Origin of the sequence: Streptacidiphilus sp. P02-A3a (assembly GCF_014084105.1) — a bacterium.
Taxonomy (GTDB): Bacteria; Actinomycetota; Actinomycetes; order Streptomycetales; family Streptomycetaceae; genus Streptacidiphilus.
Genome location: NZ_CP048289.1, coordinates 3,034,291 through 3,048,077, shown reverse-complemented (window position 1 = coordinate 3,048,077; position 13,787 = coordinate 3,034,291). Strand labels below are relative to the sequence as shown.

At 68.9% G+C, this 13,787-nt stretch carries 19 protein-coding genes; 8 read left to right on the top strand and 11 right to left on the bottom strand.

Translation table 11 applies throughout. The features are described from left to right. Nucleotides 1-2: 2 nt before the first annotated feature. The 3 genes from argJ to GXP74_RS13830 form a co-directional block, all read right to left on the bottom strand. The gene (gene argJ / locus GXP74_RS13840) at nucleotides 3-1,181 is read right to left on the bottom strand and encodes a bifunctional glutamate N-acetyltransferase/amino-acid acetyltransferase ArgJ (RefSeq protein ID WP_182451796.1); all 1,179 of its coding nucleotides are present in this window, start codon (nucleotides 1,179-1,181) and stop codon (nucleotides 3-5) included. Continuing rightward, entirely contained in the window at nucleotides 1,178-2,206 is a 1,029-nt protein-coding gene (gene argC, locus GXP74_RS13835) for an N-acetyl-gamma-glutamyl-phosphate reductase (RefSeq protein ID WP_182451795.1), read from the bottom strand. The genes argJ and argC overlap by 4 nt, the downstream gene beginning before the upstream one ends. A 91-nt stretch (nucleotides 2,207-2,297) precedes the next feature. Further along, nucleotides 2,298-3,125, bottom strand: coding sequence for an SDR family NAD(P)-dependent oxidoreductase (locus tag GXP74_RS13830; protein ID WP_182451794.1), 828 nt, complete (start codon nucleotides 3,123-3,125; stop codon nucleotides 2,298-2,300). 115 nt (nucleotides 3,126-3,240) lie between these two features. Here GXP74_RS13830 and GXP74_RS13825 point away from each other — a divergent pair, with 115 nt between their 5' ends. Beyond that, nucleotides 3,241-4,098, top strand: coding sequence for a 3-hydroxybutyryl-CoA dehydrogenase (locus GXP74_RS13825; RefSeq protein WP_182451793.1), 858 nt, complete (start codon nucleotides 3,241-3,243; stop codon nucleotides 4,096-4,098). Between the two features lie 157 nt (nucleotides 4,099-4,255). Here the strand turns inward: GXP74_RS13825 and GXP74_RS13820 are convergent, their stop codons facing one another. The 6 genes from GXP74_RS13820 to GXP74_RS13795 all read right to left on the bottom strand — a co-directional run bounded on the left by GXP74_RS13820 (nucleotide 4,256) and on the right by GXP74_RS13795 (nucleotide 7,658). Next, nucleotides 4,256-5,044 carry a maleylpyruvate isomerase family mycothiol-dependent enzyme gene (locus tag GXP74_RS13820; RefSeq protein WP_182451792.1) on the bottom strand — a complete coding sequence of 263 codons (789 nt, stop codon included), beginning with the start codon at nucleotides 5,042-5,044 and terminating at the stop codon, nucleotides 4,256-4,258. Between the two features lie 111 nt (nucleotides 5,045-5,155). After that, the gene (locus GXP74_RS13815) at nucleotides 5,156-5,404 is read right to left on the bottom strand and encodes a hypothetical protein (protein ID WP_182451791.1); all 249 of its coding nucleotides are present in this window, start codon (nucleotides 5,402-5,404) and stop codon (nucleotides 5,156-5,158) included. Between the two features lie 86 nt (nucleotides 5,405-5,490). Continuing rightward, complete coding sequence (locus GXP74_RS13810) at nucleotides 5,491-5,853, bottom strand: hypothetical protein (protein WP_182451790.1); 363 nt, start codon at nucleotides 5,851-5,853, stop codon at nucleotides 5,491-5,493. A 170-nt stretch (nucleotides 5,854-6,023) separates the two neighbouring features. Then, the gene (locus tag GXP74_RS13805) at nucleotides 6,024-6,875 is read right to left on the bottom strand and encodes a helix-turn-helix transcriptional regulator (protein ID WP_182451789.1); all 852 of its coding nucleotides are present in this window, start codon (nucleotides 6,873-6,875) and stop codon (nucleotides 6,024-6,026) included. A 17-nt stretch (nucleotides 6,876-6,892) separates the two neighbouring features. Further along, nucleotides 6,893-7,426, bottom strand: coding sequence for a DUF6879 family protein (locus GXP74_RS13800; protein ID WP_182451788.1), 534 nt, complete (start codon nucleotides 7,424-7,426; stop codon nucleotides 6,893-6,895). After that, nucleotides 7,398-7,658 carry a hypothetical protein gene (locus GXP74_RS13795; protein ID WP_182451787.1) on the bottom strand — a complete coding sequence of 87 codons (261 nt, stop codon included), beginning with the start codon at nucleotides 7,656-7,658 and terminating at the stop codon, nucleotides 7,398-7,400. The genes GXP74_RS13800 and GXP74_RS13795 overlap by 29 nt, the downstream gene beginning before the upstream one ends. A gap of 389 nt (nucleotides 7,659-8,047) precedes the next feature. Here GXP74_RS13795 and GXP74_RS13790 point away from each other — a divergent pair, with 389 nt between their 5' ends. The 4 genes from GXP74_RS13790 to GXP74_RS13775 all read left to right on the top strand — a co-directional run bounded on the left by GXP74_RS13790 (nucleotide 8,048) and on the right by GXP74_RS13775 (nucleotide 10,268). Then, a complete protein-coding gene (locus GXP74_RS13790; RefSeq protein ID WP_182451786.1) occupies nucleotides 8,048-8,773 on the top strand; it encodes a GntR family transcriptional regulator in 726 nt (241 codons plus the stop codon). A 219-nt stretch (nucleotides 8,774-8,992) separates the two neighbouring features. Beyond that, entirely contained in the window at nucleotides 8,993-9,235 is a 243-nt protein-coding gene (locus GXP74_RS13785) for a hypothetical protein (protein ID WP_182451785.1), read from the top strand. A 135-nt stretch (nucleotides 9,236-9,370) separates the two neighbouring features. Beyond that, entirely contained in the window at nucleotides 9,371-9,784 is a 414-nt protein-coding gene (locus GXP74_RS13780) for an NUDIX hydrolase (RefSeq protein WP_182451784.1), read from the top strand. 112 nt (nucleotides 9,785-9,896) lie between these two features. Continuing rightward, a complete protein-coding gene (locus GXP74_RS13775; protein ID WP_182451783.1) occupies nucleotides 9,897-10,268 on the top strand; it encodes a hypothetical protein in 372 nt (123 codons plus the stop codon). 47 nt (nucleotides 10,269-10,315) lie between these two features. On the opposite strand, the gene GXP74_RS13770 is transcribed toward GXP74_RS13775, so the two are convergent. Then, nucleotides 10,316-10,492 (bottom strand): hypothetical protein, encoded by a 177-nt coding sequence (locus GXP74_RS13770; protein WP_182451782.1) that lies wholly within the window; start codon nucleotides 10,490-10,492, stop codon nucleotides 10,316-10,318. Nucleotides 10,493-10,700: 208 nt separating this feature from the next. Here GXP74_RS13770 and GXP74_RS13765 point away from each other — a divergent pair, with 208 nt between their 5' ends. After that, nucleotides 10,701-10,970, top strand: coding sequence for a hypothetical protein (locus GXP74_RS13765; RefSeq protein ID WP_182451781.1), 270 nt, complete (start codon nucleotides 10,701-10,703; stop codon nucleotides 10,968-10,970). Nucleotides 10,971-11,147: 177 nt separating this feature from the next. Beyond that, nucleotides 11,148-11,336: a hypothetical protein gene (locus tag GXP74_RS13760; RefSeq protein WP_182451780.1), complete on the top strand. Its 189-nt coding sequence runs from the start codon at nucleotides 11,148-11,150 to the stop codon at nucleotides 11,334-11,336. 603 nt (nucleotides 11,337-11,939) lie between these two features. On the opposite strand, the gene GXP74_RS13755 is transcribed toward GXP74_RS13760, so the two are convergent. Then, a complete protein-coding gene (locus GXP74_RS13755) occupies nucleotides 11,940-12,437 on the bottom strand; it encodes a GNAT family N-acetyltransferase (protein ID WP_182451779.1) in 498 nt (165 codons plus the stop codon). 401 nt (nucleotides 12,438-12,838) lie between these two features. Here GXP74_RS13755 and GXP74_RS13750 point away from each other — a divergent pair, with 401 nt between their 5' ends. Continuing rightward, on the top strand, nucleotides 12,839-13,762 hold the full coding sequence (locus GXP74_RS13750; RefSeq protein WP_225447913.1) for an AEC family transporter: 924 nt from the start codon (nucleotides 12,839-12,841) through the stop codon (nucleotides 13,760-13,762). Nucleotides 13,763-13,787 lie beyond the last annotated feature (25 nt).

The following is a 13,787-nucleotide window of genomic DNA, read 5'->3' as shown; positions in this document are numbered from 1 at the left end:
CCTCAGCTGGAGTAGGCGCTGTTCTCGTGGACGTAGTCGGCGGTGAGGTCGTTGGTCCAGACGGTGGCGGTGGCGTCCCCGGCGTGCAGGTCGGCGGTGATGACCACCTCGCGGCCCGACATGTCGACCAGGTCGCGGTCCTCGCCGACGCTGCCGCCCTTGCACACCCAGACGCCGTTGATGGCGACGTCGAGGGCGTCCGGCTCGAAGGCCGCCTTGGTGGTGCCGATCGCGGACAGCACCCGGCCCCAGTTCGGGTCCTCGCCGTGGATGGCGCACTTGAGCAGGTTGTTCCGGGCGATGCTGCGGGCCACCTCGACGGCCTCGGCCTCGCTGTGGGCGTTGCTGATGTCGATCCGGATGTCCTTGCTGGCGCCCTCGGCGTCGCCGACGAGCTGCCGGGCGAGGTCGGCGCAGACGCTGCGGACGGCCTCGGCGAACTCGTGCGGCACCGGCCTGGTGTGCGAGGCGCCGGAGGCGAGCAGCAGCACGGTGTCGTTGGTGGACATGCAGCCGTCGGAGTCGACCCGGTCGAAGGTGGTGCGGGTGGCCGCGCGCAGGGCGGCGTCCAGTCCGGCGGAGTCGACCTCGGCGTCGGTGGTGAGCACCACCAGCATCGTGGCCAGGCCGGGGGCCAGCATCCCGGCGCCCTTGGCCATGCCGCCGACGGTCCAGCCGGGGCCGCCGGCGGTGGCGGTCTTGTGCACGGTGTCGGTGGTCTTGATGGCGATGGCGGCGGCCTCGCCGCCGTCCTCGCCGAGCTCGGCGGCGGCGGTGTCGATGCCGGGCAGCAGCTGGTCCATCGGCAGCCGGACGCCGATCAGGCCGGTGGAGGCGACGGCGACCTCGGCCGCGTCCACGCCCAGCGCCTCGGCCACGCGCTCGGCGGTGGCGTGGGTGTCCTGGAAGCCGAGCGGTCCGGTGCAGGCGTTGGCGCCACCGGAGTTGAGTACCACCGCGGAGACCTGCCCGCCCTTGAGCACCTGCTCGGACCAGAGCACGGGAGCGGCCTTGACCCGGTTGGAGGTGAACACCCCGGCGGCGGCGCGGGTGGGGCCGTCGTTGATGACCAGGGCGAGGTCGGGGGTGCCGCTCTGCTTGATCCCGGCGGTGATCCCGGCCGCTCGGAAGCCCTTCGCCGCGGTGACGCCGACGCCTGCGGTCGGGTGGGGGCTGCTCACGGTGCGACTCCAGTCTGCGGAAGGCCGAGCTCCTCGGGGAGGCCGAGGGCGATGTTCATGCTCTGGACAGCGCCGCCGGCGGTGCCCTTGGTCAGGTTGTCGATGGCGCTGACGACGGTGATCCGGTGCACGCCCTCGTCCAGGGCGACCTGGACCAGCGCGTGGTTGGAGCCGATGACGGCGGCGGTGGCGGGCCACTGGCCCTCGGGCAGCAGGTGCGCGAAGGGCTCGGCCGCGTACGCGGCGGTGTACGCGGCGCGCAGCGACTCCCGGGTGGTACCGGGCTTGGCCTTGACGCTGCAGGTAGCCAGGATGCCCCGGGACATCGGCGCCAGGGTCGGCGTGAAGGAGACCGCGACCCGCTCCCCGGCGACGGCGGAGAGGTTCTGCGTCATCTCCGGCGTGTGCCGGTGCACCCCGCCGACGCCGTAGGGGCTCATCGAGCCCATCACCTCGCTGCCGAGCAGGTGGGTCTTGGCGGCCTTGCCCGCGCCGGAGGTACCGGAGGCGGCGACGACCACCACCTCGGGCTCGGCCAGCCCGGCCGCGTAGGCGGGGATCAGCGCCAGGGTGACCGCGGTGGGGTAGCAGCCGGGCACGGCGATCCGCTTGCTGCCCTTCAACGCGTCCCGGGCGCCAGGGAGTTCGGGTAGGCCGTAGGGCCAGACCCCGGCGTGCGGGGAGCCGTAGAACTTCTCCCAGTCGGCCGGGTCGTGCAGCCGGAAGTCGGCGCCGCAGTCGACGATCAGCACGTCCTCGCCCAACTGCTCGGCGACGGCGGCGGACTGGCCGTGCGGCAGGCCGAGGAAGACCACGTCGTGCCCGGCCAGCACCTCGGCGCTGGTGGGTTCGAGGACCCGGTCGGCGAGCGGCCGCAGGTGCGGCTGGAGCTCGCCGAGGCGGGTCCCGGCGTTGCCGCCGCCGGTGAGCGCGCCGATCTCGATCTGTGGGTGGTCGAGCAGCAGGCGCAGTACCTCGCCACCCGCGTACCCGCTTGCTCCTGCCACTGCTGCCCGGAATGCCATGGCTCCTCCTTGCCTCGCGACAACTATACGGAGCCTTGCATATTCATGCAATCGACCGGAATCGTGCGGCCCGGTCGGGCGCGGCGGCAGGTCAGGCGTAGGACCCGAGCGCGTCCCCGCCGCCGTACGGGCGCAGCCGCAGCGTCCGGGCGTCGTGCTCGCTGATCGCCCCGGCCTGCTCCAGCAGCTCGCCGATGTTGTCGTGCCCCAGGTGCAGGAACCGGCCGTGCAGCAGGTCCAGCCGTCCGCGCGCCGCGTCCTTCACCGTGGACACCAGGTAGGGGATGCTTCCCCAGTGCACCATGTCGGCGAACATCGGCATGCCCGCCGTCATGTCGGTGGCCACCGCGCCCGGGCTGATGTCCAGCACGGTCACCCCGCGCGGACGCAGCGGCCCGGCGACGTTGTCGCTCAACCGCAGCAGCGCCGCCTTGGAGGTGGCGTACGCGGAGTAGCGCCACTCCGGCCGCAGCGCGAACCCGGAGTTCAGGTTGACCACCCGGCCGCGCTCGCGGTCGACCATGCCCGGCAGCACCCAGCGCATCAGGTTGAACGGTCCGCGCAGGTTGGTCTCCACCACCGACCACCACTGCAGCGGGTCCGCCTCCCACAGCGGCACCTCGGCCCGGTCCACCTGCCCGGCGTTGTTGATCAGCAGGTCGATCGGCCCCAGATCGCGTTCCACGCTGCGCACCGCCTCGCGGACGGCGTTGGGGTTGGCCACGTCGGCGGCGAGTGCGACGCATCTCACCCCGTGCCGGACGCAGGCCCGCAGAGTGCCGGTCAGCGTGTCCCGGTGGCGGCCGAGCACGCCCAGGTGCATCCCCTCCTCGGCCAGTCCCAGCGCGATCTCCCGGCCGATCCCGCGCCCGGCGCCGGTGACCAGGGCCACCTGCCCTTCCAGTGTTCGCATGCTCATCCGGCCATTGTTGGTCCCTGAACGGGCGTTCAGTCTTATGGACACGCAGAACCGGGGAGTAACGTCGGGGCGGCAGCTGCGGAGGTCCGCAGCCATTGAAACGAAGGACGAAGTAGTGAGCGACATCACGCGTGTAGGGGTCGTCGGCTGCGGCCTCATGGGGTCGGGCATCGCGGAGGTGTTCGCCCGGGCCGGGCTGGACGTCAAGGTCTCCGAGGCGAACGGCGAGGCCCTGGAGATCGGCCGCACCCGGCTGACCGGCTCGCTGGACACCGCCGCGCGGCGCGGCAAGCTCAGCCAGGAGGACCGCGACGCGGCCCTCTCCCGCATCTCCTTCACCACCGAGCTGGCCGACTTCGCCGACCGCGACCTGGTCATCGAGGCCGTCGCGGAGCGCGAGGACATCAAGACCGCGATCTTCCAGACCCTGGACAAGGTGGTCGAGCGGCGCGACGCGATCCTGGCGTCCAACACCTCGTCCATCCCGATCGTGAAGCTCGCCTCGGCGACCTCCCGCCCGGAGCAGGTGCTCGGCGTCCACTTCTTCAACCCGGCCCCGGTGCAGAAGCTGGTGGAGATCATCCCGACGCTGACCACCTCCGCCGAGACGGTCACCCGCGCCGAGGAGTTCACCCGCACCGTCCTCGGCAAGGACCCGATCCGCGCCCGCGACCGGGCCGGATTCGTCGTCAACGCGCTACTGGTGCCCTACCTGCTGTCGGCCGTGCGGATGTTCGAGACCGGCGTGGCCACCGCCGAGGACATCGACAAGGGCATGGAGGCGGGTTGCGCCCACCCGATGGGTCCGCTCCGGCTCTGCGACCTGATCGGCCTGGACACCATCGTCTCCATCGCCGAGTCGATGTACCACGAGTACAAGGAACCCCTCTACGCCGCTCCCCCGCTGCTCCAGCGCATGGTCGACGCCGGCCTCCTCGGCCGCAAGTCCGGCCGCGGCTTCTACCAGTACTGACCCCGGCCCCCGCGTGGTCCCCGGCAACGCTCACGCCGGGGACCACGCGCCGCAGCCGGACGACCGGTTCCCAGGGGGGCCGCGGTCACGGGCGGTCAGCGCGCGCCGTTGCCGGGCTGCTTGCCGGGGCGGCCGGTCTGTCCGCGGTGGCGTGCCGTCACGCCCAGTCCTCCGGCTCCCAGGCGTGGAGCAGGTCGAGCAGCTGTGCGTCCCCGTCGAGTTGCAGGGCGTCCACCGAAATGCGTTGGTACAGGTAGAGGACCAGATCACTGGCCGTGCCGCGAAGAGACACGCCGGCCGCGTCCGGGTCCTCGCCGGTAGCGGGCAGCCGGGTGGTCCGCGCGCCGTCGCCGTCGACCGTGAGGCGCCAGGAACGGCCCTCGGTGGCGTGGAAGTCGAAGGCGGTGGGCTTGTGCGGCCAGGCGCTCGTCGTGAAGCAGGAAATGAACAGGTCCTCCTCGACACCGTCGAGTGCCACCTCGGCCGGCAGCGGCTGCGGGGCACCCACGGCGACCTGGGCGTCGTAGGTGTGCACCGCGATCTCAAGGATCTGGTGCCGGGCGACGGAACCGCAGGTGTCCGTCACCTGCGTGGGACCCCACCCGGTCCAGCAACTCCCGTCCGGATCGGCCACCAGCAGCGCGTCCAGCAACTGCCGCGTCGTTGCGGCCGACCAGGCCAGCAGCTCCTCGCGCTCCCGGGGGGCCGGCACGGTGCGCTCGGCGACGGCCTCGGCCGGGGGAGCGTCGGCAGGTCCCGCGGCGATGGTGGCGGCCCGGAAACGGCGCCCCTGGCCCAGGTGCTGCGCCAGATCGAACAGCGTCCACTCGGGGCAGGTCGGCACCTGCACGTCGAGGCTGGGCGCCGAGGCGATCACGGCGCGGAAGGCGGTCGCACGTTCGTCGATCAGCCGCAGCAGATCGGGAAACTCCAGAGTCCTATGCACAGCGGTACTTCTACCACCTTGATCCAGTTGCCCGACAGCGGTTTTCCCGGCGCGTGCGGCGGGGCGCTCCGGCCCGGGCGAGCCCACGCCCGGGCTTCCGCTGCACCCCGCTCACGGCTTCTGCGGGCGCAGCCCCTCCACCAGGATGGCGGCGACCCGGGAGCTGGCGCCGGTCTCCGCCAGTGAGCGGATCAGCAGGGCGATGGCCTCGGCGGCGTCGCCGCCCAGTGAGTTCGCCCGCTCCATCGAACCGCTGAACTCGGCGATGGCCTCACCGAGGATCGCCCCGACCAGTGCCTCCCAGTGAGTTGACGAGGGTCTCCCGGCCGAGCCCTCCCGGGCTGATCTGGACGGTGCCACCGCAATCCGCTGGACGAGCCCACCCGGGAGCTGTCAGCGGTCCCGGTGGACAGCTCCGGTCACTGGTACACCGTCGGCTGCGCCGATCACAGCGAGTACGTCCGTGGCTGCTCCGCCCCGGGGACCACGGGCGGCCTCCTCGCGCAGCGGGGACACACCACGACGGTCCACCCGGGCCCGCTGCCCTGGTCGACGTGCTCGACCAGGCGCCCCACGGTCTCGTCCCCGCAGTGACGGCAGTGCCCGAAGGCCCGCTCCGGCGCGGCACCGCTCGCCGAGCCCCCACTCGACGCGGCCAGCGCCTCCGCCTCGTCCATGAACCGCTTCCAGCAGTCCGGGTGGGTGACCCCGACCAGCGGTGAGGCCACATTGCCGGGTTCAAGGCGGGCGATCGGGCTGCCCGCCGGATTCATGCAGTAGTCGCAGATGTGTTCCCTCGCACGGCTCATGACCACTCCCCGGTGAGGTTGTCGACAATGCCCGGCCCGTTCCTCGACCTGCCCCGCAGGTCACTGCGAGCCAGCAGCAGGATCGAAGAGTCCACAGAATCTGCCATGGATCCGACAGTAGAGACGGCCGGTTCCGCTCTTCCACCACCTTCCCTTTTCTTGCACACCAATCAGGAAAGAGCGTCGACGGCCCGTTCGATCAGGACTTTCGCGGCAGGACCGTAGAGCGCCATGCTGCCCATCTCCTGGAACGCCCGCTGGTAGAGGCGGACCTGGCTGGGGGCCGTGACATTCACCTCGGCGGTCAGTGACTCCACGACGACCCGTGCGTCGTCGAAGATGTACATGGCCTCCAGTGGCCACATCGTGATCCGGTCGGCGGTGAACGGGATCACGCCGAGTGCCACCGACGGCAGCCCGATCGCGTCCAGCAGGTGCGCCAACTGCCCGGCCATCACGTCCCGGCCGCCGATCCGGTACCGCAACACGGACTCCTCCATCAGCACCACGAAGCGCCGCTCACCGCCTCGCAGGGCACGCTCGCGCTGGGTACGCGACCGTGCCGCTGCCTCAACGTCGTCCGGGGTGCCCTGGAACTGGGTGATCGCTCGCAGCAGGGCCGTCGCGTAGTCGATCGTCTGCAGGAAACCCGGTACGACGTTGGAGACGTAGACGCGCTGAACCTGGGTGTGCTCGATCAGCAGTAGCACGTCCTCTTGCGTCCGCAGCAGGCCCGACCGGTTCAGCCTGCGCCACTCGGCGTACAGCCGGTCGGCCTGGCGGTTCGCGGCGACCAGGTCGGGGGCCTGCTCGGGGTAGCCGCAAGCCTCGCACCAGGTGCGGACATCGGCATCCGAGGGCGCGGCCTTGGCGTGCTCCAGCCTGGAGGTCTTCGCCGGGCTCCAGCCGCAGCGAGCGGACAGCTCGTGTGCGCTGATGCCAGCATCCAGGCGGAGGTCGCGCAGTTGCGCCACGAGGCGTTCGCGAGCCGCCTGGGCACTGGGGGAAGGTGATTCGGCCATGGTTCCTGGTGCTCAGCTCAGCGGATCCTGTATTCCTCGTGCGGGGTCGCCCGCGCCCACACGGACTCGAAGGCGTCGCGGCACAGCCGCACCACAGCCGGGTCGGTGGTGGTCTCGGTACCGGACTCGGCCCAGTCGCCTTTCCCGGTGAAGTAGTTGAACACGACAGTGGCGTCGTCGAACAGCCAGAAGTCGTTTCCGGGCAGCGCGAGGTCCGAGGCCAGTCGCCTGGGGAGCCAGCGAACCAGTTCGCCGACTGCGAGGTTCACGCCGGTACCGGCGTGTTCGTACCTGATGTAGTCGGTGACCGGCTCGGAGACGATGCGGGCCCGACGCATCAGGACGCCGCCGGCGTTCATCTCCCTGGCGACGGTCGTCCAGGGACGCCACATGTCCGAGTCGGGGTCGGTGTCGGCCTCCCCGGTCTCGCGCCACCGATCGTACGGACCGGACTCGTCACCGACCGCGTACAGGTCCCTCATCTCCAGGTGCACAGCGGAGGCGCGGGCCGCGCGGAACGGTTCAGCCCAAGCCCATTCGTTCTGCGGCATCGCATACCTTTCGGAGCACCGGCACCAAGCGGACCGGGATACGGATGATGTCCTCGCCCTCGGGGATACCCGCCTCGTGGCCCGGGGCAGGGGTCTGTGCGACCTTCTGCCTCAGTGCCTCCCCGGCGATGTATCCCTGCGCGATGATCTCCCTGGAGTCCTCGTCGATCCAGAACGTCGACGAGCCGTTCCCGTTGGTCTCCGGGTCGATCCCGATGAAACGTAGCGTCATGATCCCCTCCAGGTGCAAGGCACTTTCGCGGACTTGCACACTCTTACGCCATCATGACAGTCCGTCAAGAGTCCGTGAATCAGGGGCAGCAGCCGTGTCCATGCGTCCCATGGAGTCAAGCAACTCGAACTTCCCTCCTCGTGAATATCTCCGAGTGTCCACGATCGAAATGCACGTAGCCGGGGGTTCGAACGGAACCGCGAGCAGGCTCTGGAGCAGCCCTGGGCACAATCGATCCCGTCTCGCTATCTCCCTTGCCAGGGAGGGGGGTTAAGCGAGCGAAGAGCGCCGCTCGGGACACGACCACGGCCGAGGCACCAACCTTGACCGTGTCCTGCGCCAGTGCGAACCTGGAACAGTTACCTAGGAAAGTTGATCGAGGGGTTCTCATGGCACTGCCCAAATACGAGCAGATCGCACAGCATCTACGTGGCCAGATCGTCCGGGGCGAACTCGCACCCGGCGACACCGTCCCGTCCGTCCCGGAGCTTTCCCAGACCTGGCAGGTGGCCAAGGCGACAGCCGAGCGCGCCATCGCCCTGCTACGCCAGGAAGGGCTGGTCGAGAGCCGCCAAGGTGCCGGAACGTTCGTCCGGGAGCGCGCACTGCTCGCCCGCACCGCAGGCGAGCGGTATCAGATCGCCCAGAAGACCGGAAACGTCTACACGGCGGGAGAACACGCCGTGATCGTGGCCGCAGAAAGGGTCGAGGCACCGGAGGAAGTGGCCTCGGCCCTCGGCATCGAACCAGGAGCTGCGGTGATCCGACGCCAGCGCGTCACCCTGGAGGGACAGCTGCCGACCGCGACCTCGGTCTCGTGGTTCAGCGCCGAGTTGGCCGACCGCTGCCCGCGCCTGTTGCTGCGCGAGCGAATCCGCGAAGGTACGACCCGCTACCTGGAGGTACAGACGGGACGTCGCCCGTCGTCCGGTCAGGATGTGTGGACCGCCCGACTGGCGACGCACGAGGAACTGCAACTGCTCCAACTGGAGGCCCCCGAGGCGGTATCGGAGACCCGGCACACGGTCTTCGACGCAAATGGCGAGCCATTGGCTTACGAGGTGGGCATCACGCCGAGCGGCCGATGGGCGCGAGTGGAGGAGTACGCGCTGTAGACCGCACCCCTGCCGACCGAACCCCTGCCCGTCGCTCGGCAGGGGTTCACCTTTACCCTTGACTTACCTAGGTAACTGGGTAGGCTGTTCTGTATTGGTGATGCTTCGTCACCGACTGTACGCGGGGAAAGCCGGTTCACTCGCACGTAGCCGACGGCATACCCCGCATGACGGATCACTCCCGCTCCACAATCGACCAGCCATCCTGGAGATCCGCCCATGGCGACTGCCCCTGAACCCCGATTCCCCTGGACCCTGACGCTGGAGGTCGTGCACCTCGACGGGCCGCCGTTCGACCTCGACCGGCACAGTGAAAGCGTCGAAACCGAGATCATCCGACGCCTCGCCGACGTCGTCATCCCCCTCAACGACCAGACCACCATCCGCATCGAGACCTACATGGACCGGACCGACCTGCCGCGCCGGAAGCGGCCGTACCTCATGCCCGGCGACGTAGCGTGATGTGTGAGCACTTCCTCTGCGTACCCGACCGGAGAGGCGATCAACAGTGGCGCGGTGGAGAACATGGACGTCATGTCGGTTCCGAAAAGCCCTGACCCGCTTCATCCCCATGGACAGCCCTGGAGGAGAGCACACATGACTGAGCAGGCTGCTGAAGAGCGGCCGGGGATTGCCGCAGCCATCGTGACGGACGCCGGGCGAGTGCTGATGGTCCGCCGCCGGGTCAGTGAGGGGCAGCTTTCCTGGCAGTTCCCAGCCGGTGAGATCGAGGGAGGCGAGTCGTCTGAGCAGGCTGCCGTACGGGAGACCCAGGAGGAGACCGGGCTGACCGTGAAGGCAATCAAGCTGCTCGGCGAACGGGTGCACCCGAAGACCGGTCGGCTGATGTCGTACACGGCGTGCGAAGTCGTCAGCGGCGTCGCCGAGGTGGTCGACACGGAAGAGTTGGACGCGTTCGCGTGGGTAGCCCTGGCCGACATCCCCGAGTACGTCCCGTACGGGCTCTTCGAACCGGTGCAGGAGTTTCTGACCGCCTCGCTTGCGCGCTGACCAAGGCACACAGGCAGCACGCTGCACCCCGCCGCCGGGTGTTGGCCGGCATGCTCGTGCCACTTGGGGGCAGATCGTAGGTCACGGTGTTGGCCTGGTGGAGGGAGTGGTCGTGGGCAAGATCCTGGGCAGGGAGCCGGTGCTGTGGTTGGCGCTGGCGGAGATCGCCGTGAAGTCCCTGTGTGCGCTGGTGTTCCACCTGTCGCCGGATCAGCAGTCCGTGGTGAACGCCGTGGTGGTCGCGGCCGCCGGGCTGCTGGTGGCGGTGTCGACACATGACGGCGTGTCAGGGGCGATTCTGGGCCTGGTGCAGGCGGTCATGGCGTTGGGTGTGGGCTTCGGCCTGCACTGGTCGGCCGACCAGCAGGCCATGGTGATGTCGCTGGCGTCGGCGGTGGTGTCCGCGTTCGTGCGGACCCAGGTGACGGCACCCGTTCCGTCGACCGCGCTTCCGCGACCGGCGGCCGCGAGCAAGCTGGCGTAGGCCGGGGCGGGCCGGGCCGCCACTCGGCGGTGGCACGGCCCGCCCCCTCACGGCTCTTCGGGATCGTCCCATTCGAGGGCGACCCGCAGGTACCTCAGCTTCGCCCGCTCCCGGGCGTCGAACACGTCCCGCAGCTCCGCCAGCGTGCTCTCCGGGTACGGCGGGTCCCCCATCGCCGCGATGGACGCCACCAGCTCAGCGACCTGCTGCTCGGCGCGCTGCAACCGCCGGACGCTCGTCCCCGCAGCCCGGGACGTCCATCTTCGCGATCCTCCTGCGGATGCCCCTGCGCGCACGAAGCCAGACAGCGCCACCGAAGCCCGAGGACCGATGGGAGCACTCGACCGGATCGAGCCTGTCTCGTCAAAGTCCCTTATATTTCACGAGAGTTGAGCTGGTCTCGTGAGACAGACAGGGACAGGGGGAGCCAACATGGCGGACACACCACGGGTTCTGCGGATCACCTTCCAGTTCCATGTCAACCGGAAGCTGGGCCGCAACATCGCCTACTCGAAGGTCGAGCGGGCCGTCGGCATGATCAAGAACCGGGTCTTGGAACTCACCCCGGGGGTCTTCCCGTGGGCGGAGACGGTACGGATACGTACCGAGTGGCTATATGACTGGCAGGACGACTGGATCGAGGAGGCCATGCCGTCGAACGAGTTCAATACCCTTCCCCCGTCCGACGAGCCGGAGGCCTGAGCTGCGAATCGCCATGCCGCGCCAGGGATTCGCCACTCAATGACAACAGCAACGCCCTCGTTGCAGGTAATCTGTCCAGGTACACCTCCCCCGGCCGGGCGTCGGACAGGTGCCCGGAACCACGGGACCCAGCAGGGCCGAGTGGGCCTGCTACTGACAAGGGGAGGGAGCTTCACCATGGGCGTCGAGCCCGAGAAATTCCAGGACCTCAAGGCCGTTGAGGGACAGGTGGTGGAGCGCCGCGACGACTCGCTCGTCACGGCTACCAGGGTGTTGATCCGGGAGACCCGGCGCCTATGGCTGTGCACTGCCGCGTTGGCAGCGGTCACCAGCTTTGGCGTGTTGCTCGCGATCATTCCCCGGTAGCGGACCGAGCGAGAGGCCCGGCTGGATGCCGGGCTTCGCCGCTACGCGATTGAACGGGTTGGGTCGCCTCATGCTTGCAGGCCGGGGGTGACCCAACTCCAAGTACACCGCCGCCCGATGGCCGACCTGTACTAGTGTTCCTCACCGCTGCACATCGAGGCAGCAGGCATCGGTATCGTGATGCTTATAAGTTACACCACCGCACTCACATATGCGCGTATACACCGGGCCCACCTGTACCGATCATCACGCCAGAGCACCGTCCCCGACCACCCACGCCCCCGGCGACGTCCACGCCGCCTTCGTCGTCGCCGCCCTCGACGAGACCACACAAGGAAGGCGTGCGCGAGCATGGCGAGCGGGACCCAGCGCGACCAGGACGCGTAGCGGCGGACCTGGTGCTCGTCCGATGGTCCAGCAGTTCCTGCGCGGCAGATCCGACAGCAGCCCGAGCACCGATCGCCGGCCCCGGCGTCGGGGCTCGACCCGCTTGAACCGGCCCGCTATCCGGCCCATCAGGCCCTCGAACGTCTCTTGCCATCGAGCAGGTCTGCGCTACGACCTGCGGCCACCGCACGATCTTCAGTCCTCACACACCGATGATCAACGGAGTGCCAGGTCGCGCTGATACCAGGTGCCTGGCTTACCGCCGAGGTCGGCCGGGTCTGCCGGGCCGACGGGGACGAACCCGGTCTTGGTCAGCACCTTCCGGGACGCGGCATTGGCGTGGGATGTGGCTGCCCTCAGTGTGTGCAGCCCGTGCCGCGCCGCCGCCAGCCGACACAACTCCCGGACAGTCGAGGTCGCTACACCGCAGTCGGCAACGTGCTGCGCGACCCGGTAGCCGAGGTTGGCAGTTCCGTCCTCGACGTCGTACAGGTTGAACCGGCCCAGAACCGATCCATCCTCGGCGACCAGCACGTAGAAGGCGCAGCTGCCAGCCTCTTGCTCGGCAAGCATGGCGCTGTGCCGGTCGGCGAACTGGTCGTAGAACTCGTCGCCCCGGTCGGAAACCGAGGCAGCGAAGTAGGCACGGTTCGCCAGCTCGAAAGCCAGGACCGCCGGGGCATGGCCAGCATCCAACTGCTCCAACTCGGGCACGGCGCGACTCTACTCAGACGGCGCGCCGAGGCCACCTGAGCTTCCATCAGCGGCAGGCAGCCCCCGAGACCATGACACATCACGAACTACAGGAGTACTAGGCGATGAACGACCGCCGATGGCGGACGCACTCACACTCCGACTGAATCCGTCGATTCACCACCGGGTACATGCAGGCGGCGTTGACACTCGAACAAAGCCCCTGTTAGCGTCTCGCTTCGTCGGTCAATGAGGACCTGACGCAGGATCGTATTGCGCCGACGTCCTGTCAATTCCCTTTTCCAGGGGCAACGAAAAGGCGTTTCATGCGCGGGCGAGCGGACGTTCTGAAATTCCGGCAACCGCGCCTCGGCGTCGTCTGAGTCGTGGACGCGCTGAGCACACTCCCCAAACTCTTTCCAGTGGGACTGGCCTTCGGGGCCGGGGTCGTCTTCGCCCGGCGCAAGGTGATCGCCCCCGAGACGTCCAAGGCGTTCTCGGACTTCACCTTCCTCTTCGGCATCCCCTGCTACCTGTTCGGCAACGTCTACGGCAGCGACCTGCGCACGCTGTTCGTCTGGCGGGCGCTGTCCGGCTACATCGTCAGCGCGGCTGCGAGCACGGCCCTGGTCGGGCTGGCCGCGTACCTGTTCGGCACCCGTCGGCCGCAGGGCATAGCGCTGCGCATCATGGCCGGGATACAGGTGAACACCGCCTACTTCGCGGTGCCGGTGTTCATCATGCTCTTCGGGACCGCGACGCCGATCTTCTCGGTGCTGCTGTTCCAGGTGTGCGTGCTGTCCTCGGTGGTCATCCTGATCATGGAACTGGGCGTGGCGGACCCGACCGCCAGAGCGGCCATCCGGGTCCGGCGAGCGCTGTGGTCCTCACTGACCACCCCCCTGGTCCTCTCCTGCGTGGCCGGGCTCGCGCTGAACCTGCTGTCGGTACGCGTCCCCGCGACGCTCCTGGAGGGCTTCTCCTTCGTCGGCGTCAGCGCCTCCCCGGTCGCCCTCTTCGCCCTCGGCCTGCACCTCGGCGGCAGCGGCCTGCGGGTGCGCGGAACCCCGTTCGAGGAAATCTGGCTGATCGCCTTCAAATGCGTCCTGTTCCCGCTGCTCACCTGGGCCGTGTGCTTCCTGATTTTCGGCGTCAGCGGAATCTGGCTCGACTACCTGGTCCTGATCGCGGCAATGCCCGCGCCACAGAACCTTTTCATTTTCGCGCAGCGCTACGACGTCGACGCGGAAAGCCTGGAAATGTCCGCCTCACTGGTGGTCAAAACCTCGGTGACCACCCTCGTCCTCCTCCCCCTCTGGGTCCAACTGGCCCAGCGCCTCCGCTGACTCACCCCGCCGACAACACGACGGA